This is a genomic window from Paenibacillus dendritiformis (assembly GCF_945605565.1).
Lineage (GTDB): Bacteria > Bacillota > Bacilli > Paenibacillales > Paenibacillaceae > Paenibacillus_B > Paenibacillus_B dendritiformis_A.
This window is the reverse complement of sequence record NZ_OX216966.1, coordinates 75235-98966: the sequence shown is the minus strand read 5'-3', so window position 1 is coordinate 98966 and position 23732 is coordinate 75235. Positions and strand designations below refer to the sequence as shown.

Sequence of the window (23732 nt, the reverse complement as noted above, 5' to 3'; positions counted from 1 at the left end):
ATGCTTGAGAGATATTTCGTGGATTCAATTGATCGGATGCATATCATGCGGCCGGGGCATTCGCTGTCCCGACTGTACGCGCGATCCGTTAGCTTCTCACGGCTTGGCCGCCAATCGGAGCGTAGTCCAGTATAATGAAGCGATGAAGCAATGGCTGGCGGAATATAAGTTCCGGGGAAATATCCGGTACGAGTCGGTCATGGCCGCTATGATGCTGTCATCTTACTCGATGCTGTTCCGTTCCGTCTATTCTGCGGAGAATCAGGAAGCAGTGCCCAATTGGGTTGCTTTCCAACCAGTACGCAAGCTGAGGAAGTGGTTGTGGGGAACTCCATTGGAAGAGGTATTGCCCGACCTCGTCACTTATGTGCCGTCGACGGCTGCCCGGCTGCAGGTGCGCGGCTTCAATCAGGCGGAACGGTTGGCCCGTCTGCTGGGACAGGCTTGGAGCCGTCCGGTCGTGGCTTTGCTTGACCGGAAGCAGGATGGGGAGAAGCAGAGCAAGCAGGAGCGTAGGGGGCGGGAGCGGAGTGCAGCCGAAGCTTTCGCGTTGAACAGGCATGCGCCGGCAGAGGCGGCCCGTGCGCTATCCTCAGCTTCGGTCGGAATGATCAAGCGGCGGGAGCATATCCGCATTCTCATCATTGATGACGTGTATACGACAGGCAGCACGCTCCGCGCTTGTGCCCGTCAGCTTTCACGGCTGAACGACGCCTTCTCTATCCCGTTGAAGATAGCCAGCTATACGTGGGCGAGAGCCTGAATGTTAAAGGTTGTTCAAAAGGCTAATTTGATCACGGCATGTGGTGCTGGATTCTCCCCTTTTGAACACGCATTTTTTAGTAAAAATCCTCTCGTTTTCTGTCGATGAATAAGTTATGATGAATACAACGGCATATAAGGGGGCGAGAAGATGGAATTGAGCAATTGTCCGCGCTGCGGCAGGCTGTTCGCCAAGGCATTCAGGGACATCTGCCCTGCATGTCTGAAGGAGATTGAACAGGAGTATGAACGGTGCGTGGCCTTTTTGCGCGAGAAGAGGCATGCTACGATGCATGAGCTAAGCGAAGAGACGAAGGTCAGTCCGCGCCAGATTACGCAGTTCATCCGTGAAGGACGCATTTCAATATACCAGGCTCCGAATTTGACATATGATTGTGAAGTGTGCGGCAACCCTATTCGGGAAGGGCATATGTGCGAGTCATGCCGGAACAGGCTGGTTCGACAAATACAGGAAGCGGGCATTGCGAAGGAACCGGACAAGGGTGAATCGGCTTCCGGAACGAGGGCGTACCAGGCTTTTGAACCGTCCCGCGACAAATAGCCCGCGGCATGAACTTCTTTTGACAAGAACTAAATTTTCCTTGACACGGAACCGATAATCTTAGTAAAGGTTATCGGTTTTGTCTATGTATACGGATATGCCTTAGAATAGAAGGTAACAAGTTGGAACGAGGACGGGATGCGAGCCGGATGAACGGCCGTCTGCCGTGTGAAACGAGGTGTAATGATGAAGATTAATGAAACGCAGCGCGTCGGAGCGATCCAATATTATCAGAAGCAGCAGTCGGCCGAGAGAATCTCTCAGAAATCATCCCGCAAGGATGAACTGACGATATCGACCGAAGCGAAGGAAATGCTGGACGCGCAAAACCGGGTAAACAATCCGGCCCGCCAGGAGCGCATTGCCGAACTGAAGCAGGCCGTACAGACAGGGACGTATCATGTCGCTGCCGACAAGATTGCGGAGAAGCTGCTTCCCCTGTTTCGCAAAGAAACTGAATGAGCGGAGGAACGAATGTGAGCGCAGCGCCAATTGTGGAATTATTGAGCCGCATGGAGGATATCTATTCAGAGCTCGTCCGTATCGGGGAAGCCAAGACTCAGGTGATTATTCAGAATGACATCGATAACCTGGTCAAGCTGTCCCAACAGGAATCGAAATGCTTGAAGCAGCTTGCTTCCCTGGAACAGGAGCGGGAAGAGGCGGTGCAGTCGTTCCTGCAGTCGAAGGGGATTAAATCGCAGTTGAAGCTTACGGTGACCGAGATTACAAAGTTGATTTTCGAAGCTAATGAGCGGCAAGAGATGCTCGCCGTCCAAGAACGTATCCGGACGGTCCTGGAACAGTTGAAGTTCATCAATGACCATAACCAGACGCTCATTCAGCAGTCCATTCATTTTATCGAATATCAGCTTAATTTGCATATAGATTATTCCGATCAAGACATGCTGTACCGCCGTCCGGAGCAAGCTGCTCCTCAATATAGCAGACCCGGCATGATGGATACGCGTGCATAGACGAATGAAGGAAGGGAACGAACGAAGATGAGATCAACCTTTCACGGACTGGAGACGAGCAAGCGGTCCTTGTTCGTCCAATCGACAATGATGCAGACTTTGGGACATAACATCGCCAATGCTTCCACGGACGGTTATACGCGGCAGCGGGTGAATGCCTCTGCTACCCGGCCGTTGGCGATGCCGGGAATGTATAACAGCGTAGCACCGGGGCAGCTGGGTACTGGCGTGCAGTACGACAGCATTACCCGTATCCGCGACAGCTTCCTCGATCTTCAATTCCGCAGAGAGAACGAGACGCTTGGTTCGTGGAGTATTATCGATAATACGATCCGTTCGATTGAAGGTTTTTTCAATGAACCGTCGGATAATGGTTTGCGAAGCGTCATGGATAAGTTCTGGAACTCCTGGGAAGTCCTCAATCGCGACCCCTCTCTGCTCAGTGCGCGCGTCGAAGTGGTCGGTGCGGCCTCTAACTTCACCAATATGCTGAAGCATATCGATGAGTCGCTGACCAAGCTGGAGAACGATATTCAATCCAGCATCAACATCAAAGTAAATGAAGCCAACGATATCATTACGAATATAGCAAGCTTGACGGATACGATTAAGCGCGTGGAAGGCATGGGGGATAATGCCAACGATTTCCGGGATCAGCGCGACTTGTTGATTGACCAACTCTCCACCATCATTGATGTGCAGGTGACCGATGGAGAGGGAGGAGATATAACCATCCTAGCGGGCGGAATTAATGTCGTTGAGAATGGAGAGTCGACGCCGATTACGGCGGATGCAGCCGCTACGGCAGGACAACTTCATGGCTACTCGCAATCGCTTGCTGAAGTCGATCGGGTGCGCAATCAGATGAATGCGATGGTTAGAACGATGGTAACCGGGTCGGTAGATGTCGAGCTGGCAGCTGGCTATGTGGCTGCTTCGCCGCTTATTGCCAAGAGCGCAGTAGAACTGGAGAACGGGACGACAATCCCGGCAGGCGGCACGATTCCGACAGGCTCCATCTTGAAGGGACCCGCAACGGTGCAAGTGAACGGATTTAACGGCTTGCACAGCCTGGGTTATACGTTGTCAGACCCTGCCAAGTCGGGCATTCCATTCTTCACGACGACGGATGGCGGCGAATTCTCCCTCAGCAATATCCAGGTCAATGTCGATATCGTGAATAACGTCAGCAATATTGCCGCTTCCGGCCGATATGACACTGTCAACGGGCAGAACGTTACAGTCAAAGGAAACAGCGTGATAGCGCATGCATTGGCCTCGCTTCGCGACAAATCATTCAATTATCCGGCTGATATGACGTCGCTATCTACTGGCTCCGTAGACGATTATTACCGTGCGATTATGGGTGATTTGGGAACACGGGCAACGAACGCGGAACGAAATGTCAAGGTGCAGAGTGATATGGTCGATTCCGTGCAATTCCGCCGGCAATCGGTGAGCGGCGTGTCGTTGGACGAAGAGATGGCGGACATGATTCGTTTCCAGCATGCGTATAATGCGGCGGCTCGGAACATGACCACGGTGGATGAGATGCTGGATCGGGTGATCAATCAGATGGGTGTCGTTGGCCGTTAACGGTAGATAAATGCCAGTCAGGTTATTAAAGGAGGAACAAGGATGCGCGTAACGAGTGCTATGCAGAATACGCAGCTGCTTCGCAATATGCGATATATGAACAGCAATGCGATTGATCTCAATAATAAACTATCTTCCGGTCAGCGTATTCATCGCCCAGGCGATGATCCGGTCGGCATCGGCTATCAGATGCGGTATGACAGCGAACTGAACCGCAATGATGAGTTTACCGCGAATGCGCAGATGGGAACGGGAATGCTGCGGACAATGGATTCCTTGATGCAGCAGACAAGCGATGTGCTGAAGCGGGTGCGCACGCTGGTGCAGCAAGGATCGACAGGGACGACGCCGGATGATGCCCGTGTAGCCAATGCTGCGGAACTGAAGCAGCTCAAGGAGCAGCTTGTCATGATCGGGAACAGCTCCTATAACGGCCGTTATCTATTCAACGGGCAAAAGACCGATATTCCACCTTATACGAGCACAGGAGCAGCGACGGAGACGACGGATGAAGGGATTTACCGGTTGAATGTAAGCCCAGCGGTAACCGTTCCGGTAAGTATTACGGGGGAATTGATATTTGGCAAGGCAGTCGATACGACGAAACCAATTGATAAAGATAATGATAATATCTTTCAAATGATGGACGATATGATAAAGGCTGCAGAGAATAATGATATTGATGTGCTATTAAATGGGTTGGATCGGATCGACGCCTCCTCCGACCGCATCAACACGCAGTGGGCTGAGATTGGAGCCCGCATGAACCGCTTCGAGTTGATGGAGAACCGTCTCGCGGATGATAAAGTCAGCTTGAAGACGGAACGCGGGCAAGTTGCCGATGTCGATATGCCGGGTTCGATTATCGCCTTGAAGACGCAAGAAAATGTTATGCAGGCAGCGCTGGCTACCGGGGCGCGGATTATGCAGGTCTCGCTAATTGACTTTATTCGTTAATCGGAGAAGGGTTGAGTCCCAATGAATATATCGGAAATCACTAGGCAGATTCAATCACATTCCTTCCGTTATGAGCCGGCTGAACTGACGGTTCGACAGCGTCCCGTCGAGATGGATGCGGATTGGCAGCCGGTATGGGACGAACTGGGGCTGCAGCGGCCTTCTGTGGCGGCCAACGAGCGGAAAAACGAGGCGATACAAGCGGCTGTCCAGGCTACGCAACAGAAGGCGCAAGAAGGCGATCGGCTTGGCAATATTGCCAAGTCGAAGACGACCTTCGGGCAGATCGCATTCGAGCGCTATATGCAAAAAGGACAAAAGGAAGTGCAGCTCTATGCGCTTCCTTCCCAAAGCGTAGCCATCGATATTCGGGTTTATCCGCCGGAAATTGAAGTGCAAACGAAAGGTGTTGTTCGGGAATGACATCAACCAATGACTCAGTCGCATCAAATGTTATGATCCATAGTTCGAATTATGGAGATCTCCATCCTGAACCTCATCAGATCTACGAGTTCGTCAAAGGCATGATCGGGTTTCAAGCGATTGCCCAATATGCTCTAATGCCATATGACGACTCTGTTTTCTATATTCTCCATGCAGTAGGCGAGGAACGAAGCTTTATCTTAATTCCGGCGGAATATGTTCAGAACTACAGCTTTCCTATCGACCAAGATACCGTGGAAGCTCTAGGGGTTCAAACGCCTGAAGAAGTGATAACCATGCTTGTCGTTAATATCATTAACGATGCGATTAGCGTGAATTTACGAGCTCCCGTCCTCTTCTCGCCGATAACACAGAAGGGCTGCCAGTATATCATCACAGATTCTAATCTTCCCGTCCGGCATTTTATTCAAGGAAGGGGAGAATAGGATGCTGGTGCTGAAGCGAAAAATCGGCGAGACGGTCATGATCGGCGACGAGATTGAAGTTCGCGTGCTTGGCGTGGAGGGAGAGTATGTCAAGCTTGGTTTTGTTGCTCCGAAAAATGTGCAAATTATGCGGAAGGAATTGTATGAGAGCATTGTACAAGAGAATACTTCCGCTTTCGAGACCATTAAGGGAGCCAACGAGAAAGAGGATATCAATATGATAGAGATTTTAAAGAAATTTAAAAAATGAGAATTATGGTAAAGCAGCCTCAATGCAAGGAAAAATAGCCGTGTTGGAATAGTGAGGTGGGTAAAGATGAGCAGCATTCATCGTACAGACACCGCGGGTTTAGACTTACAGGTTCATCGGTCAACCATTCAATCCTTGAAAAATGTGCTTAACAAGGAAATGCACGGGGAGTCAGCTTCTCCTCAAACTGGAGCCACCTTGGATTACATAAATATGAGCATCGAAGATAAGCAGGATCTGCAAAAAAAGGTGGAGGAGTTAAATGAGTCGATTGCCAGCTCCGGCAAAGAGATTCATTTCAAATACCACGATGACGCTAAGGAATTATATGTCGAAGTAATCGATAAGAAAACGAAGGAAGTCATAGCCAGTTTGCCTCCAGAATTTTTGATAGATTTGTCGGTCAAGATGAAAGAGCTTATCGGCTTGTTTTTGGATAAAAAAGTATAAAGAAAGGTGGTAGCAACAATGGGATTTAGTATTGGCGGTCTTGCTTCCGGATTGGATACCGGGATGATGATTGAAAAATTAATGATGTTGGAGAGAATCCCCTATAATAACCTGGAGCAGAAAAAAAATGACTTTTCAGGATTTCAGTCCTATTTCCGCAACTTAAATACCAAACTGTCTACACTGCGTGATAAAGCTGCTGATTTAACGTTGAACGCGAACTTCAAGCTGACATCGACCAAAAGCTCGGATGAGCAGGCCGTAAAAGCTATCGGCTCCGATAATGCTGTAACTGGGAACTATCAGGTAACTGTAGATAAGCTGGCAAAGTCGCACGTTATTAAGGCGAATGAGTTCAATTCAACAGATGATTCCTCTTCTCTTGAAAACCAAACGATTTCTTTTAGTCAGCCAGATGGGACTGAAGTTACGGTTACGCTGAAAGGCAAAACGTATGGAGAGATGCTCGAAAATCTCAAAAATGATATTAATAAGAATAGTAAAACCGTATCTGCTTCATTGGTAGAGACATCCCCAGGAAAGAAGACGCTAGTACTAACTTCGGTGAAAACTGGAGTAGAAAATGCGCTTCATCAAGGGAGCGGAGGTTCATCCGGAATCGGGATCACAGGAAGTGGCAGCATTTTAAACGATCTAGGACTATTATCCGGCGGTAATTTCCAGGAGATTCAAGCTGCACAGAATGCAGAACTGAAGGTAAATGGCTTGTCCGTTACCAGCTCCTCTAATGAGGTTAAAGGCGTCATTGATGGCGTTACATTGCAGCTTCAAAAAGAATCTTCTTCGGCTATGATCACGGTAGGACAAGACTCTGACAAGGTCCTTGAGAAGGTTAAAGGATTCGTGGATGCATTTAACGAAGTTCGCAAGGTGATTCGGGATGGCATGGCCAAGCCAGAAGAAAAACCAAAGGATGATAAAACACCATATCGAAAAACAACGCTTCAGGGCGATGCGACATTACGCCAATTGGACATGGAACTAGGCAGTTGGATGTCAAGCAATATTGCGGGCTTGGGTACATTGGCTGACCTTGGTATCGAAATCGATAAGGATAAAAAAGGGGCCGATATGACGGGGCAGATCGTTTTTGATGAAAAGAAGTTTAAAGAAGCCCTGGAACGTGATCCAGAAAAAGTGATAGCTATGTTTAATGCAGATGAGACCGACAGTTCGGGAAAAAAGAAGCAGGGAATCGCTACAATACTAAGTGAAGAGCTTCGTACTTGGACAAGCAAGGCCAACGGAATTTTGCAATCCCGCGTAAATGGCTATGATTCTGAAATCTCTTTTATCACGGAATCGATGAGCAAAATGGAAGATCGTCTTACATTGAAAGAACAGCAATTAAAGAGACAATTTACAACCATGGAAGTGGCTCTGACCAAATTGAAAAACGAACAGTCTTGGTTGACCAGTCAAATCAAAGGTTTGTCTCAGCAAAGCTAGCGGGTTAAGGGGATGAATAGATGTACACGAATATGACCGCCGGTTATCAAGCCTACCAAAAAAATAAATATGAAACAGCTTCCCCGCATAAATTGATCCTTATGCTGTACTATGGGGCGCTAAAGTATATGAATCAGGCGGAAACTGCGCTCGCAGAAGGCAATCCCTTGTTGGCTCACCAGCATATTCTGAAGGTACAGGATATCATCTATGAATTGATTGCTTGCTTGAATGAACGCGAAGGCGGGGAAGTAGCCCAAAATCTAAAAAATCTGTATTTGTATGTGATTGACCAACTAGTTCAATCTAATATCCAAAAATCTGCACAGCCGCTAGCGGAAGCTAAAATCGTGATTCAATCCATCAAAGACGCTTGGGAAACGATCGGCAAAGATGTTACGGCGGGTCAAAATTATGCATGATATTCGGAAAAGAATTGCTACCTATGATGAGATGATCGACTTATGCCAACAATATATCCTTGAGATAAAGGATCATGAATGGCAGGATTCGACTTTCCTTCTTTTTGTGGAGAAGTGGGATCAACTGAAGGAATCTATCTCATCTGCCGATGCAGGAGTACTTACTAAGGAAGAAAGAAACCAGGAAGCTGTACGTTGTCAGACGCTGCAGGTGCTCTACCAGTCCATAATCGATCGCATAGAAAGACAAATAAGTCAACTGGGCTCCCAAGTCCAAGGTGTCCGCCAAAGCAAGACGATTATGAATGCCTATCAAGGCATGGGAAGAGTGGATCAAGTTGCTTATTATTTTGATGAAAAAAAATAAAACCACTTTTATCCTAGCTATAAAAAAAAGAATAGTAAAGTTCGATATATATAGTAGGCCGCAAGGAAGTGGCCCCATAATGAAATCATGGAGGATGATGAAGAATGTCGATGTTTATTAACACGAACGTGGGCGCAATCAATGCGCACCGCAACCTGGGCATGAACAACACAGCAATGGGAAAGACAATGGAAAAATTGTCTTCCGGTTTCCGCATTAACCGTGCGGCAGACGATGCGGCAGGTCTCGCTATCTCTGAGAAAATGCGTTTCCAAATTGGCGGAATGAACCAAGCAATGCGCAATGCGCAAGACGGTATCTCCCTGATTCAAACGGCTGAGGGTGCTTTGACAGAAGTACACTCTATGTTGCAGCGCTTGAACACGTTGGCTAACCAATCCGCTACAGGTACTTATGATGAAAAAGACCGTGAAAACACGCAAAAAGAAGTGGATGCGTTGCTAGCAGAGATCGATAACATTGCAAGTTCCACAAAATTCAATGGTATTGAGCTACTAAGCAAAACTGGAAAAGTCAGCTTCCAAATTGGTGTGACAAAAGATAATGTTCTTACAGCTGATTTGGCTAAGATGGATACTAACGCACTAAAACTTAATGGTCTTTCGATTGGTACACAGACTAATGCAAGCTCAGCCTTAGCAAAAATTGAAGCGGCTATTAATCAGGTATCTGAGCAACGCGCATCGTTCGGTGCGGTTCAAAATCGCCTGGAGCACACAATCAATAACCTGGGTGTAACGGCAGAGAACCTGTCTGCTTCCGAGTCCCGTATTCGCAATGCTGATATGGCGAAAGAAATGACAGATTTCACTCGGAACCAAATCCTGGTTCAAGCCGGTACAGCTATGCTGGCGCAAGCAAACTCTGCGCCACAAAGCGTACTCAAGTTGTTAGGTTAATTCCTTTAAGGTTAAAACCTCGCTTATTTTAAGCGAGGTTTTTTCTATTTAAATAGAGCTAAGGAACTAATAGAGGACCTATTTAATAATGTCAGGAAATGACCGATATAAATCATAGTAGTTATAAACACAAGGGTGTGATTTTTTTGAAGATCAGTGTTGATGGGACTTGGGAGGAAAAGGAGTTTCAGTCTGCGAAAGAAGTCAATGATTTTTGGGTCTCAAGAACGATACCTATATTAGAAGCCGATCGTCTAATCTATTATGTTGAAATTGATGGCGATAAGTATTATAGCGATTATGAATCAATCATATTGGAGAATTACCAAAGTATTAATGAAATATATATAGTTACACATACAAAGAAAGAATGTTTTACAATTACGCTTGAGGATTTGAGAACATATTTACCGAGAGTGGTAAATGAACTCCCTGGAATTTCAGAAAGATTATATGCAGAAGAAATAAATGATATAGGATCACTGATTACACCCGTAATCGATTCTCTACAATGGATTGTGAGCGCTTTGGAGTTTGCTTATGTAATCAGTGAAAAAGTAAATGAAGCAAGCCAAATACGGTACTCTCTTGAGCAAATGTATAAAAACATAGAATCTTTTGTTGAAAAATTCCATTACGAATTAAGTTGGAATAATTACGTTAGCGTATCGGACCTTCTCCAATACGAGCTAGTTCCTATACTGGAAGGTTGGATTAATGAATTGGAAAAGGAGTGAGCGTATTGGAATATCTTTTATCAAATAAAAAGGTCCTAAGTAGGCATTTTCCTCAAGTAGTTAAAATGCTGGAGGCAAACACAGTAGATGGTGATATATATCGCAAGATTTTATCTCGTGACGGGAGCCCAAATGTTGAAGTTCATAAAAATGAAAGGATTGTCGCTTTACATAGCTTGTATAATCCGCTAAGGGAAGCTTCAGGTTGGTTACAGTCTGTTGAAGGTAAATTGAATGATTCAAACCACGTACTAGTTCTCGGGTTAGGGTTAGGTTATCATTTCCAACTTTTGCTGAATAACTATCCAATGAAAAAGTATTATATTTATGAGCCAGATATTCAGTTACTGCATTTGGCACTCGAGTTACGTGATATGACAAGCATCTTAAATCATCCTAGCGTTATTACTTTGGCTGTAGGAGAAGATGATTACGTAATGGCGAAGCTTCTTGAATCGATTTCGAGTACAGTAACTGATAACTTCGAAGAAGTAACTATCCCGTTCTATAAGCAATTGTATAATGAAACAATTCACAAATTTCATTCTATGTCTAAACAAATGATATTACAATATCGGTCTAACATTATTACACAATATGTTTTTGAGAAGGCTTGGTTTCAAAATATTATGTACAATCTTGATAAAGTGCTAACTTCAAAATCCATAGCCTCATTAGAAAAAGCTTGCAACGATGTCCCTGCTTTTATTGTAGGATCGGGTCCCTCATTAACGGAAGACATTGAATACATCAGAAAACTTACTTCTAAGGCACTTATTATTGCTGCTGGATCGAGTGTGCAGGCTTTATTGCATTATGGCATTGAACCACACATTGTCGTTTCAATGGATGGTGGAAAACCTAACCTAAGGGTCTTTCAAAATGTAGATACCACCCATATTCCGTTGTTATTTGCAACAGCGATTCATCATGGGATTGTTGAACAAAATCATAAATGGATTTTATCTGTAAGAGTAAATCACGAGGAATTAACTCCATATTTACTCTCAAATAATGATGAAGAACCTGAACCATCATTTATTTCTACAGGTTCAGTTACAGGAACCTGTATCCAGTTTGCAGCTTTCTTAGGATGCAAGAAAATCTTTTTAGCTGGCCAAGATTTGTCATATCCTGATAATAAGTATTATTCAGAAGGCGTTAGGCATATTTCAGAAGAAGCTAAAAAGAAAACAATTATAGCTGCTGATGAATGGATCTCCAACGTCTCTGGTGGCAAAAATCGAACTACAAAAAACATGTTAGTAACTTTAAGAGATTTAGAACTCCTATTGTCAATATATCCGGACATAGAGTTTATTAATACATCAAGCAAGGGTGCTGTTATAAAGAATACCATTTTTAGGTCAATGCAGGAATGCCAAGAGGAGCTTTGTAAATTAACAGATCGAGAGAAAGATTGGTTCAAAAAACTTATTAATGCAATTCCTGCTCGTAGTGAGAAATTGATTAATCAAGTCGGAGCAAGATTGAAAAGTGAGCTGAAGGTACTTGATGTCCTAAATAAAAAGACACAAAATATTATAAATTTAATATCCGAACTTGAGGATTTACATCCTGGCCAATATGAGAAGTGCAGAAAATTATTATTCAAATTAAACAAACAATGGGATCAAGTGACTAGAAATAAAAGCTTTATGGCATATATATCATTTGCATTAAAGACACCAATGTCGCTATATATGCGTTATGTTCCTGATATTATTAATGAAGGCAATGAGTTCAAAAAATCCAAACTTATTGTTGAACACCTGGGAAAATTCGTTGTAAGTATTTCGGAATTCATTCCGTTTGCAGAGCAATGCATTAAAGAAGCGATTAGACGTGTAGACAAGATTGCGAATGGAGCAGAGAACTCGTATGCATAATTTTTTTAGCGGTAAAAAGATTTTGATTATTGGCGGAACAGGAACTATAGGTACAGGGCTTTTGGAGCGTTTGTTGGCCTGTAGTCCAGCTGTCATTCGAGTTTTTAGCCGAGATGAATATAAACAATTTAAGTTACAACAAGAATATAAAGAATATAGCAATATTCGTTATCTGATCGGAGATGTAAGGGATTATCCACGTGTTGTTCGAGCGATGGAAGATATAGACTATGTCTTCCATGCTGCTGCAATGAAACATGTTCCTGCCTGCGAATATAATCCTTTTGAAGCGGTCCAAACAAACATTATTGGCACCCAGAATGTGATTCAGGCGTCCTTGGAGTGTGGTGTATCTAAGGTAATATTCACAAGCACCGATAAAGCAATAGCCCCTACCAATACTTACGGTGCATCTAAGTTAATGGCAGAGAGGCTTATATCGGCTGCACAATATCAAGCGGGTACAAAAGAAACAGTGTTTGCTGCAGTGAGATTTGGAAATGTAATGGGCTCGAGAGGTTCAGTAATTCCATTGTTTGTAAAGCAAATCAGAGAGTATAGAAAGATAACGTTAACTAGTAAAGAGATGAGCCGATTTATGATGACATTAGATCAAGCGGTACGACTTATGCTTCGTGCTATGGAGTTGGCTCTAGGGGGAGAAGTATTTGTTTTGAAAATGCCCGTGATAAACATTCTTGATCTAGCTGAGGTACTTATACAAGAAGTCAGTACTGCGCTATGTTTTTCACAATCAGATGTGATAATAGAGGAGATAGGTGTAAGAGCAGGAGAGAAGATGTATGAGGAACTAGTGTCAAAAGAAGAAGCGGCCCTTGCTTTAGAAATTCCAGAGATGTTCATCATTCCTAGTCCTTATTTAAAAAAGAATAATTATACTGGTGCAGTAAGGGCAAAGAAAGGAAGTTACAGCTCTGATGCTATTCCATCTATCTCCAAAAAAGATATTAAAAAAATATTACAGACGAATAATTTACTAAGCATTAATTAAGTATAAACTAAGTCGTATAATAAATAAAGGTGAGGATATGTGCGGGATTCTATTTACAAATATTGAGAGAGTATCAAAGCAGAGCTTTCAAAATGCACTCAGTAAAATGATACACAGAGGTCCAGACGCCTCTTTGTGCTATGAATCATACAATATTTATAAATATGGACATAATAGATTAAGCATCGTTGATTTAGATGCAAGAAGTAATCAGCCCTTCCACTCTTCTGATAACAGATATGTGATTATTTATAATGGGGAAATATACAATTACAAGGAATTGGCTAAAGAACATCAAATTAGAATGAGAACGAATTCAGATACAGAATTACTATTAGAGTTATATATTAGGCACGGAATGAAAATGCTTCATTGGTTAAATGGAATGTTTAGTTTTGTAATTATTGATACAGTTAAAAATGAATTTTTTGTTGCAAGAGATAGGCTTGGGGTAAAGCCACTTTATTATTACCATGATGAACAAGGCTACATTTTTAGTTCCGAAATTCACCCAATTCTGACTATTATTCAAGATTATACACTAGATCCTATTGCAATTAGGCAGTACAAGTGCCTAAGAAATTTTTTTAACGGAAGAACAACTTTCAATAAAGTAAAAGAGTTCCCACCGGGACATTATTATTACAAACAAATAAATAAGTATTGGGAAGTAGATTATTCAGAAAAACTACCACCTACTGACGATGAGTTATTCTATTTAATTAACTCTTCGGTTCAATATAGAAATAGAGCAGATGTTTCAATTGGCAGTTTCTTGAGTGGCGGATTAGACAGTACTATAGTTACAGCACTAGCTAAACCCGAACATACTTGGACAATTGGCTTTGAACAATCTAATGAGTTTGAGTGGTCACAAATCGCTGCTAATCAAATAGGAACAAGTCATCATCCTTTAATTATGGAGGCTGAGCAATTCCTACTATTATGTAGTGAGATTATTCAGAGAAAAAAAGACGTCATTTCTGTTCCAAACGAAGTCCTTTTATACCAGATGACATCAGTTGCAAGTAGTACCAATAAGGTGATTTTGAGCGGTGAAGGAGCAGATGAACTGTTTTTTGGTTATGATAGAATATTTAGATGGGCAAGTGAAAAAAGAAATTGGGATGTTAAACAATTCTCTGAATTGTATTCTTATGGGTCAGAGGAAGACATTGAAATCATAGAGGATGCACTGAAGCCTTATTCTCACTATAAAACACCACTGACGATTGTAAGTTCATTTTTTCAGGAGGCACATTTAAGAGGATTACTGAGAAGATTAGACAGTGCTTCAATGTTAAATTCAGTCGAAGTTCGTTCTCCTTTCCTTGACTATAGATTGGTTGAGAGACTAGCTGGAGTTAGTATTAATTATAAGATGAGTGAAGGAATTATTAAAGCCCCATTAAAGCGGGTTTTTAGAAATATGATTCACCCCGAAATAATTGGCCGAAGAAAAATAGGGTTTCCTGTGCCTGTTTCTCAGATACTTCCAGATGGAGTAGAAGGAAGAACTCCTTATGAGAAATGGTTTAATTATAATTTAACTCTTCTTAGGGGGACATTATGATAATAGGTTATACTTCTGGAGTATTTGATATGTTTCATATTGGCCATCTTAATTTACTCAAAAATGCGAAAGCGTTATGTGATCGTTTAATTGTTGGTGTTACTACAGATGAGTTAGTTTCCTACAAACACAAAAAATCTGTAATTCCATTCAATGAGCGAATGGAGATAGTAAGAAATATTCGTTGCGTTGATGCCGTAATTCCACAAGACTCGATGAATAAGTTCGAACTTTGGGAAAAAGTGAAATACGATATTATGTTTGTAGGAGACGATTGGTATCAGAATGAGAAGTGGAAAGAATATGAAAAGCAATTTGGTGAGGTCGGGGTCAAGATAATTTATTTTCCATATACAAAGGGAACATCGTCTACCTTGTTAAATGAAACATTACTTAAATTAAGAAACGGGTGACTCTTTGTGAAGACTATTCTATTTACAGCAATGGGAAGAAGGGTTCAGCTTTTACGGTATTTTGTAAATAATGGATTTAGGGTTGTCGGGGTAGATAGTAACATTGGAGAGTCGGCGGCGAGATTTGTGGTGGATAAGAGTTATCAAATGCCCAGATTTCCGAGTGAAGGCTATATTGAGCGTTTGATGCACATTTGCATTGAGGAGAAGGTATCATATCTTGTACCACTTTATGAGCCTGAGTTAGAACTTCTTTCAATTAATAAAAATGAGTTTTTAGAAATAGGTGTGAAAGTTATAGTTTCAGATGTTAATACTCTACAAACAGTATTGGATAAATATGCGTTATATAAGTGGTTTAGGTCAAATGGAATTCTTACTCCAAGAACCATTTTACCTAGTTCTAATAAACATTTATTAGAGGGAAAATGGGTTATTAAACCTCGAAAAGGAATGGGAAGTAAAGACGTATACTTTGCCTGCGGAAAAGCTGCTATTGATGAAAATGTAAAGAAAGTAAAGTCCCCAATAATTCAAGAGTTTATTTCAGGTCAGGAATATTCAATTGATGCATATGTATCACATTTTAATAAAGTACTTTCAATTGTTCCACGTTTAAGAATAGAGGTACGGGCAGGAGAAGTCAGTAAAAGTTTAACATGCTATGATGAAATTATTCAAAATGAAACATTAAATCTCTTAAAGTTGGGTAACTTTTTTGGTCCTGTAACTATTCAAGGCATTAAATGTCACCAAACAGGAAGATTTTATTTCATTGAAATAAACCCAAGATTCGGTGGAGGAGTTCCACTCTCAATTGAAGCAGGCATCCCATATGCAGAATTTATAAGTGATTCAGGCTATATTGAAAACGAGAGCATATCTCCATTTACTGATGGTTTGAAAATGCTTCGATACGATGAAGCCTATTTTATTAAAACATAGTATTTGAGAGGATTCCTTTTTATGTCTATTAGGAAAAATGTTTTGATTTACCCTTGGGGAAATTCAGAGTCATTTGAAGTTTATAGAGCTTTATATAAATCAGTACATGTAAAAATATTTAGAGACGAAAACCTTTCAATAGAGAAATTTGATATAGCTTCAAGTAAAAAACCGGAAAAAATGAAATATATTAAGAGATGGAAATCATATTTAAAGGATAACAAGATTGACTACATCTACTGCTCAGACGATTATTCAAAACTCTTTTTTAAGAAGAATGAAGATATTTTTGGGGGAATTTTAATCAATTCTGAACCAACAATTTTATTTACTGATAAGATTGAGTACACAGGGAGCGTAACTATTGATTGTTTTTCGAATGAAGAAAAACATGTTATTTTTAAGGGTGCATTTCGTAATGATAATGGAAAAATAAGACCTATCCCAATTTCGGATAATATGGAAAAGATATTGAAAACAATGATTGATAAGTATGGCTATATTGGTTATTGGAATATTCAGCTCTCTTGTAATAATGATTTACTAAGCATTAATTCAAAATGGTCTAAAGGAATAAGTTTATGGGTGGGTTTAGGAGTTAACCTTCCACTGTTAAGTTTGTATCAAAAATCCGGTAATCCGATTTATATTAATGATCAAAAATTCACTATTGAGGGTGTATCCTTCTTAGAATATAAGATAAATGTTGAGTTATCGTATAAACAAATATATATAGATTTGGACGATACATTAGTTATTTCAAATAAAGTGAACTTACAGGCTATCACTTATATTTATCAGTGTATAAACAATGGAATTAAGGTTCATCTAATTTCAAAACATAGAGGAGATATATACAAATATTTGGAAAAATTTAAGTTAATTAACTTATTCAGTTCAATAATTTGGCTTAAAGATGATGAGGAAAAGTATCGGTATATAGATCCTCAAGATAGTATTTTCATAGATGATGCGTTCAAGGAACGTTTAGAAGTCCAAAAAAAATTGGGTATACCAACGTTTGAGGTTTGTGCAATAGAGCATTTGATTCATGGATAGTAAGGTAGGAAACTAGCAAAAGTAACTACTTCGTTGACGTTAGATACACTCTTAAAATAATGTGAATAGAGGTGTAATAAAATGGTTGATATCATTATCTTTGGTACTGGTCATAGTGCAGAAATGTTTGTGAACCAATTAGATAAAAATCAAACTAATATTGTTGCTTTTTTGGATAACAATAGTGATAAAGTAGGAAAATATTTTTATGAGAAATTAATATATGATCCGAATGATATATCACTACTATCGTATGATTACATAATTATAGCAAGTCAATTTCTAACTACAATTTACTCTCAATTACTAGACTTGGATATCCAGGCAGAGAAGATCATTCCGATTTATTATGAAATGTTACTTAAACAGCACGAGCAAAGATACGAGAAGATACTTGGGAGTTTATTGTATTACAAAGATAACAATAGAATTATAAATAAGATATCGTTGATTTCTGTTAACAATTCTGGGTGCAATTGTAAAGCTCTTGCTCATTATACTCCAATAGATGTTCAAGATAAATTTAAAATTAATCTATTAGCGCAAAATGAGGTCGATGATGAGAATAGTGATGTAGTCGTAAATACACATCGTAATACGTCGGTAAGAACCAATAAAATAAATATTGAATTGTGGCATGGTTTTCCTATAAAAGGGATGTTTCGGATGGATCGTAATCGTAATCCAGAAGACACAGGTCCATTTGAAAATTGGAAATATGCACATGGGATAGCTTCATATTCCCCCTTATTTACTACTATTTTGAATGCATGTTTTCCTACAACAATAGATCAGTTTCATATAACAGGAATGCCAAGAAACGATCATCTGTATCATAGTGAGGGACTCAAACATTTAAAGAGATTACTACCTGAGATGAAAGAAGATTCATTCAAAATATGTTATATGCCAACTTATAGAGTGAGAAAATCGTATTCTACTAAAGAGCTTTGTGAAGGAAAACGTCCATGGAGCCAGTTGTTTGATTTTCCTGATTTTAACGAAAGTCTTTTTTTTGATTTTTTGGAAAAAAATAATATCACACTTGTGTTAAAGCTACATACGGTAGAAGAAGAAAGATTCTCGGAGTTAGTAAAAGAAATGCTGGGGGGGAGAGTATTCTTAGTCTCGAACAAAATGCTTGAAGAGTCCCAATTAGACATGTATGAGACTTTGAATGCGTTCGATGCTCTTATTACCGATTATTCTTCGGTATATTTTGACTACTTGTTACTAGATAGGCCTATTATTTTTACTCCTACTGACTTGGAAGAATACAATCAAAGTCGTGGTTTTCTTCTTGAACCATACTCTTTTTGGACGCCAGGAGATCACGCTATTACACTAAGTGATTTTTTTAGAGCAATAATGGATGCAAAAAACAACCCGAATAAAAATTTTCAACAAAGAAAGATGATACGAGATTTGGTTCACACTTATCAAGATGGAGATTCAAGCAGAAGGGTATGGAATATGATTGAAAAAATTCTGGAAAATGGGCGTGCTTAATTACATGGACTACGTAAGTATTGTAATGCCAGTATATAATGGTGCGAAATATATAGAACAAGCAATTGATAGCGTCTTAAAACAAACGTATCCCTTTATTGAACTAATTGTTATTGATGATGGTTCGACAGATGCTACTCCAAATATTATTCAACGTTATCAAAATATCAAATACGTACGCCAAGTTAATCAAGGCCCGTCAGCGGCTCGGAATTTAGGAGTAAAATTGTCTAAAGGCAAGTACATTGCGATGATGGATGCTGATGATTTAAGTAAGCCTACCAGAATCGAAGAAAAAATTGAAATTATGGAACATAATCCACATATTGATTTTATTTATTGTGATGTTGATGTTATTGATTCTAATAATCAATTTTTGTATCGTCTTGAGAGCGAAGAATTATTTAATAATGCTTCAGATGCTTTGGCGTATATGCTGTACAGGCAATTCATTCCAAACCCGGTCACTATTTTTTCGCGTAGAGAATGTTTTGAAACGATACAGTATCCTGAACATTACATTCATGGTGAAGACTATTATTTAATGATAGAGTGGACAAGAAGATTTTTTGGAGCTTACCTGCCAAAGGCTTTGTATCAGTACCGCAAGCACGACGGAAACTTAACAAACGCGCACTTTGATCAGGTGAAGGCTGAGATAAATATTGTTAAAAGTTTAGGGACAGACCAAATAGAAGAAATTATATCTCGTAGTCATTTCTCACCCATCGACAAGGCCCAGTTGCTTGCTAAAATTTTGATGAAAATAGGGTGTTATGAGAGGGCAGAAGCAATCCTTTCTGGGCTTACCAATAAAGGAAGTGAAGTATTTTTTTTACTGGGGGTATGTCAATACCAACGGTTTACAAATGAGCTTGCATTAAAATCTTTTGAATCTTCTCTTGAAATAGAACCTGAATTGGCAGAGGGATGGAACAATAAGGGGTGTTCATTAGGTAGGCTTCATAAGTTAGAACAAGCTAAAGCTTGTTTTAACAGAGCAATCAGCATTCGACCAGAGTATATGGATGCTAAATGGAATATCAAGGTAATCAATTCATTAGATACTAAGGAATTGAAATTAACAATAAAACCTTTACGAAAGGTTTTGACCTCTTATGGGGCTATTAATAAGACTGTTCAAGAGATAGGAAGAAGAACACTATGAAAACCATCATCATCATTCAAGCCCGCATGGGCTCGTCACGCCTTCCAGGGAAAGTGTTAATGGATCTTGGAGGATATCCAGTATTGCACTATGTAGTAGAGCGTTGCAAAATGGTAGCCGGTGTAGACGAAGTTATCGTCGCTACCTCTACGTTGCGAGGAGACGACAGAATTGCCGACTGGTGCAAGGCCAAAAATGTATCCTGTTTCCGTGGATCTGAAAATGATGTGTTAGCCCGATATTACGAATGTGCCTCCTTATATTCACCTGATTATGTTATACGTGTAACTGCGGATTGTCCATTCGTTGATTATGAAATGGCTTCGGAGATTGCTCACACAATGAAACAAGAGCCAGGAGATATTGTGCTCGTACAAGGTCAACTTCCGCGTGGCTTGGTAGTAGAAATGGTATCGTTCCCAGTATTAGAGTATATGCACAAACAAGGACATGAGCCGAGACACCGGGAGCATGTCACTTATTATGCGTATGAGTTCCCTCAGGAGTTTGAGGCAACAACATATTGGGCGCCTGTAAATCGATGTAATCCGGCTCTGAGGATTACATTGGATACCGAAGAGGATTATGCTTTATGTCAAGCTGTGGCGCATCATTTTGACGGGAACGTAGGAATTTCCTCATCGGAAGTAGTGTCTTATTTAAATAATCATTCGGAAATAGCCGAGTTAAATGCTCATATTGAGCAAAAGCCTGTAGAATAAAAGGTGGAAAACCTATGTTCGAAGTAGTTATTAGAGTGGATGCATCCGAGCAAATTGGGCTCGGACATATCATGCGCTGTCTGACACTGGCTGATATGTTAAAACAAAGGGGAGCATCCACCACATTTATAAGCAGGCCTCTTCCCCAAGCGATATATGTACAGATTAAAAAACACGGTCATAAAATACGTATCCTGCGGGACAAGTTTATTCTTCTGGAGGATGCTGATGCAGTAATACAAATCCTCCATTCCTTTGAGGCTGTCATTGACCTGCTCATTATTGATCAATATGAATTGGATTATGTTTGGGAGAGATGTATCCGCCCGTATGTAAAACATATCGCCGTCATTGATGATCTAGCTAATCGAAGACATGATTGTGATTTTTTGCTCGATCAAAACTTCGTTGAAAATATGGAAGGGCGTTATAACAAATTAGTTCCACCAGAATGCCAACTCTTCCTTGGACCAAAAAATGCATTACTACGCCAGGAATTCTATACCAATATAGAGAAAGTGCAGCCTCGAAACAAGGTAGACTCTGCTCTGGTTTCTTTTGGCGGTAGCGATCCGACAGGAGAAACGATGAAAATCGTTCGGGCTATAAGAAAAGGAATTTTACCGAAATTGCATTATAGTATTGTTATAGGTGGAGCGAATGCTCGGGCTAAAGAAATTGAAGACCAGTGCCGTCAACTAAAGAACATAAGCGTGCACTTAAATGCGCAAAACATGTCCGAACTCATCCTCGAATCGGATATTTGTATTGGTTCACCAGGAATATCAACATGGGAGAGATGTATTCTAGGTCTACCGTCTATACATATTATTGTGGCCGATAATCAATTAGAAACGGCATTTGCACTAGAGAAAGCGGGACTAGCATGGAATATGGGATGGCACAATGACGTCAACCTAGACGAATTGGGCAGACTGATAACTTCTTTGCAACAACATCCAGAGCATGTTGAGAAGATGAGTCGTAGAATTATCGACCTAATGGAATCTGCTGTTATCTGCAAGGTTAATCCTATGATAGACGCAATTTTTGAAGGAGGCACATCGTAGTGGAAACTTTAATTCAAGGCAGATCCGTCGGCAAAAACCATAAGCCCTTCATTATTGCCGAAATGTCAGGCAATCATAACCATTCATTGGAACGAGCGCTGCAAATCGTGGAGGAAGCGGCGAAGGCTGGCGTGGATGCTGTTAAGCTGCAAACCTACACAGCCGATACGATGACGCTGGATATCCACGATGGAGACTTTTATATTGACGATCCGAAAAGTTTATGGAAAGGCAGTTCGCTCTATAAGCTCTATCAGGAAGCTTACACCCCGTGGGAATGGCATAAACCGATTTTTGACCGCTGTAAGGAACTGGGGCTGATTGCTTTTAGTTCTCCCTTCGATAATACGGCAGTCGATTTTTTGGAAACACTTGATGTCCCCGCGTACAAGATTGCATCTTTCGAAAACACGGATCACCGTCTGATTCGCAAGGTGGCACAAACAAGGAAGCCGATTATAATGTCCACCGGCATGGCGACTGCAGCTGAATTGGATGAGTCGGTATGTGTAGCACGAGAAGCGGGATGCGAACAACTGGTGTTATTAAAGTGTACAAGCACATACCCGGCTTCTCCGGAAAATACAAATCTAATGACATTACCGCATATGGAGCAATTATTCCAATGTCACGTGGGGCTATCCGATCATACAATGGGTATCGGAGTTTCCGTTGCAGCAGTTGCTCTAGGCGCTGTAGTCATTGAGAAGCATTTTACTCTATCCCGCGCTGATGGCGGGGTCGATTCCGCCTTCTCGATGGAACCTGCCGAGATGAAGCAGTTAGTCGAAGAGAGTGAGCGAGTATGGCTGAGTCTCGGACAAGTTAAGTATGGTCCTACCGATGCGGAAAAACCATCGCTTAAGCATCGGCGCACCCTTTATATTGCAAAAGACTTGAAGGCTGGCGAGGTCATTAAAGAAGAGCATATCCGTGCTATACGGCCAGGATCAGGCTTGCCCATAAAGTATGCGGATCTCTTCATCGGACGAAAAGTAAAGTCAGATGTCAAAAAGGGGACGCCTGTTCATTGGGATCTTTTATAGCATCCAAGATTACTGTACTTGAAAAAGGAGAATCATATGAACATCTTACTTACCGGAGGCGCAGGATTTATAGGTCGATGGGTAGGGAAACAACTATTAGAAGATGGTCATCACGTCTGGATATTGGATGATCTTTCTAACGGTCGTGAAGAGAACATTGCTGAACTTCGTGACCATCCCCGGTTTATGCAATTTATTAAAGGAACGATACTAGACCAGGCACTGTTGGCCAGCTTATTCGATGAGCATCACTTTGAACTGTGCTATCATTTAGGGGCATCGATTAATGTACAGGATTCTATAGATGATCCAAAAACGACCTTTGATAATGATACCGTAGGGACATTCTATATTATGGAGCAGTGCCGAAAACATAAGACGAAAATAGTATTCATGAGCACCTGTATGGTATATGATCGCTGCACGGATGAACAGGGCATTACCGAACTCCACCCTCTAAAACCGGCCTCACCTTATGCCGGTGCGAAAATCGCCGCTGAAAATATGGTCTTGTCTTATTATTACGCATATGGGCTGCCTGTTGTTGTGGTTCGACCGTTCAATACATATGGACCGTATCAGAAGACAGGCGGAGAGGGTGGAGTCGTAGCTATCTTCATTAAGCAAAAATTAAATGGAAATCCGCTTTATATTTATGGCGATGGCACCCAAACTCGTGACCTTCTCTATGTTTCCGATTGTGCGCGTTTTGTTGTTCAGGCCGGGTACAGTGACAAAGTAAATGGAGAAGTGGTCAATGCGGGCCTAGGTCGAGATATATCGATAAATGAATTAGCATTGCTGATTTCCGGTAAACCGGAACAAATACAGCATATTGAACATATCCATCCGCAAAGCGAAATTTTAAAATTGCTATGCAACTCAGATAAAGCGGCTCAATTGCTTGGGTGGAGGCCAAAAATTACGTTAGAGGAAGGCATTCGTTTAACCGAAGAATGGATTCGCTCCACGAATATGATATGACTC

The 23732-nt window shown here is 41.2% G+C and carries 27 protein-coding genes; all 27 read left to right on the top strand.

Annotation, left to right across the window (positions count from 1 at the left end; all coding sequences use genetic code 11):
* Window positions 1–4 precede the first annotated feature (4 nt).
* The 27 genes from NNL35_RS00415 (at window position 5) to NNL35_RS00285 (ending at window position 23729) form a co-directional block, all read left to right on the top strand.
* Window positions 5–763, top strand: a complete 759-nt coding sequence (locus tag NNL35_RS00415; RefSeq protein ID WP_254552824.1) for a ComF family protein — start codon at window positions 5–7, stop codon at window positions 761–763.
* Window positions 764–913: 150 nt separating this feature from the next.
* Complete coding sequence (locus NNL35_RS00410) at window positions 914–1324, top strand: TIGR03826 family flagellar region protein (RefSeq protein ID WP_006674796.1); 411 nt, start codon at window positions 914–916, stop codon at window positions 1322–1324.
* Window positions 1325–1510: 186 nt separating this feature from the next.
* Window positions 1511–1786: a flagellar biosynthesis anti-sigma factor FlgM gene (gene flgM, locus NNL35_RS00405; protein ID WP_006674795.1), complete on the top strand. Its 276-nt coding sequence runs from the start codon at window positions 1511–1513 to the stop codon at window positions 1784–1786.
* A gap of 14 nt (window positions 1787–1800) precedes the next feature.
* Entirely contained in the window at window positions 1801–2301 is a 501-nt protein-coding gene (locus NNL35_RS00400) for a flagellar protein FlgN (protein ID WP_040729666.1), read from the top strand.
* 27 nt (window positions 2302–2328) lie between these two features.
* On the top strand, window positions 2329–3897 hold the full coding sequence (flgK, locus tag NNL35_RS00395) for a flagellar hook-associated protein FlgK (protein ID WP_006674793.1): 1569 nt from the start codon (window positions 2329–2331) through the stop codon (window positions 3895–3897).
* Window positions 3898–3939: 42 nt separating this feature from the next.
* Window positions 3940–4854, top strand: a complete 915-nt coding sequence (flgL, locus tag NNL35_RS00390) for a flagellar hook-associated protein FlgL (protein WP_006674792.1) — start codon at window positions 3940–3942, stop codon at window positions 4852–4854.
* A gap of 21 nt (window positions 4855–4875) precedes the next feature.
* On the top strand, window positions 4876–5277 hold the full coding sequence (locus tag NNL35_RS00385) for a DUF6470 family protein (protein WP_006674791.1): 402 nt from the start codon (window positions 4876–4878) through the stop codon (window positions 5275–5277).
* On the top strand, window positions 5274–5723 hold the full coding sequence (gene fliW, locus NNL35_RS00380) for a flagellar assembly protein FliW (RefSeq protein ID WP_006674790.1): 450 nt from the start codon (window positions 5274–5276) through the stop codon (window positions 5721–5723). The genes NNL35_RS00385 and fliW overlap by 4 nt, the downstream gene beginning before the upstream one ends.
* A 1-nt stretch (window position 5724) precedes the next feature.
* A complete protein-coding gene (csrA, locus tag NNL35_RS00375) occupies window positions 5725–5973 on the top strand; it encodes a carbon storage regulator CsrA (RefSeq protein WP_006674789.1) in 249 nt (82 codons plus the stop codon).
* A 66-nt stretch (window positions 5974–6039) separates the two neighbouring features.
* Window positions 6040–6423 (top strand): flagellar protein FlaG, encoded by a 384-nt coding sequence (locus NNL35_RS00370; protein WP_006674788.1) that lies wholly within the window; start codon window positions 6040–6042, stop codon window positions 6421–6423.
* An 18-nt stretch (window positions 6424–6441) separates the two neighbouring features.
* Window positions 6442–7893 (top strand): flagellar filament capping protein FliD, encoded by a 1452-nt coding sequence (gene fliD / locus NNL35_RS00365; RefSeq protein WP_006674787.1) that lies wholly within the window; start codon window positions 6442–6444, stop codon window positions 7891–7893.
* Between the two features lie 20 nt (window positions 7894–7913).
* Window positions 7914–8315 carry a flagellar export chaperone FliS gene (fliS, locus tag NNL35_RS00360; protein ID WP_006674786.1) on the top strand — a complete coding sequence of 134 codons (402 nt, stop codon included), beginning with the start codon at window positions 7914–7916 and terminating at the stop codon, window positions 8313–8315.
* Complete coding sequence (locus tag NNL35_RS00355) at window positions 8308–8682, top strand: hypothetical protein (protein ID WP_006674785.1); 375 nt, start codon at window positions 8308–8310, stop codon at window positions 8680–8682. Before fliS ends, NNL35_RS00355 begins: the two co-directional genes overlap by 8 nt.
* Window positions 8683–8786: 104 nt before the next feature.
* Window positions 8787–9602, top strand: a complete 816-nt coding sequence (locus tag NNL35_RS00350) for a flagellin N-terminal helical domain-containing protein (protein ID WP_006674784.1) — start codon at window positions 8787–8789, stop codon at window positions 9600–9602.
* A 137-nt stretch (window positions 9603–9739) separates the two neighbouring features.
* Window positions 9740–10339, top strand: coding sequence for a hypothetical protein (locus tag NNL35_RS00345; protein ID WP_238535255.1), 600 nt, complete (start codon window positions 9740–9742; stop codon window positions 10337–10339).
* 5 nt (window positions 10340–10344) lie between these two features.
* Window positions 10345–12228: a motility associated factor glycosyltransferase family protein gene (locus NNL35_RS00340; protein ID WP_006674782.1), complete on the top strand. Its 1884-nt coding sequence runs from the start codon at window positions 10345–10347 to the stop codon at window positions 12226–12228.
* Entirely contained in the window at window positions 12221–13240 is a 1020-nt protein-coding gene (locus tag NNL35_RS00335) for an SDR family NAD(P)-dependent oxidoreductase (RefSeq protein WP_006674781.1), read from the top strand. The genes NNL35_RS00340 and NNL35_RS00335 overlap by 8 nt, the downstream gene beginning before the upstream one ends.
* A gap of 37 nt (window positions 13241–13277) precedes the next feature.
* Window positions 13278–14813, top strand: coding sequence for an asparagine synthase (glutamine-hydrolyzing) (asnB, locus tag NNL35_RS00330; RefSeq protein ID WP_006674780.1), 1536 nt, complete (start codon window positions 13278–13280; stop codon window positions 14811–14813).
* On the top strand, window positions 14810–15226 hold the full coding sequence (locus NNL35_RS00325; RefSeq protein WP_006674779.1) for an FAD synthase family protein: 417 nt from the start codon (window positions 14810–14812) through the stop codon (window positions 15224–15226). Before asnB ends, NNL35_RS00325 begins: the two co-directional genes overlap by 4 nt.
* 6 nt (window positions 15227–15232) lie before the next feature.
* Window positions 15233–16171, top strand: a complete 939-nt coding sequence (locus tag NNL35_RS00320; RefSeq protein WP_006674778.1) for an ATP-grasp domain-containing protein — start codon at window positions 15233–15235, stop codon at window positions 16169–16171.
* Window positions 16172–16192: 21 nt separating this feature from the next.
* Window positions 16193–17230, top strand: coding sequence for an HAD family hydrolase (locus NNL35_RS00315; RefSeq protein WP_006674777.1), 1038 nt, complete (start codon window positions 16193–16195; stop codon window positions 17228–17230).
* Between the two features lie 81 nt (window positions 17231–17311).
* Window positions 17312–18739, top strand: a complete 1428-nt coding sequence (locus NNL35_RS00310) for a CDP-glycerol glycerophosphotransferase family protein (protein ID WP_006674776.1) — start codon at window positions 17312–17314, stop codon at window positions 18737–18739.
* Between the two features lie 4 nt (window positions 18740–18743).
* On the top strand, window positions 18744–19907 hold the full coding sequence (locus NNL35_RS00305) for a glycosyltransferase (RefSeq protein WP_254552822.1): 1164 nt from the start codon (window positions 18744–18746) through the stop codon (window positions 19905–19907).
* Entirely contained in the window at window positions 19904–20629 is a 726-nt protein-coding gene (locus NNL35_RS00300) for a cytidylyltransferase domain-containing protein (protein ID WP_006674774.1), read from the top strand. The genes NNL35_RS00305 and NNL35_RS00300 overlap by 4 nt, the downstream gene beginning before the upstream one ends.
* A gap of 14 nt (window positions 20630–20643) precedes the next feature.
* Complete coding sequence (gene pseG / locus NNL35_RS00295) at window positions 20644–21699, top strand: UDP-2,4-diacetamido-2,4,6-trideoxy-beta-L-altropyranose hydrolase (protein ID WP_006674773.1); 1056 nt, start codon at window positions 20644–20646, stop codon at window positions 21697–21699.
* A complete protein-coding gene (pseI, locus tag NNL35_RS00290; protein ID WP_006674772.1) occupies window positions 21699–22745 on the top strand; it encodes a pseudaminic acid synthase in 1047 nt (348 codons plus the stop codon). The genes pseG and pseI overlap by 1 nt, the downstream gene beginning before the upstream one ends.
* 36 nt (window positions 22746–22781) lie before the next feature.
* Window positions 22782–23729: a dTDP-glucose 4,6-dehydratase gene (locus tag NNL35_RS00285; RefSeq protein ID WP_006674771.1), complete on the top strand. Its 948-nt coding sequence runs from the start codon at window positions 22782–22784 to the stop codon at window positions 23727–23729.
* Window positions 23730–23732: the final 3 nt, after the last annotated feature.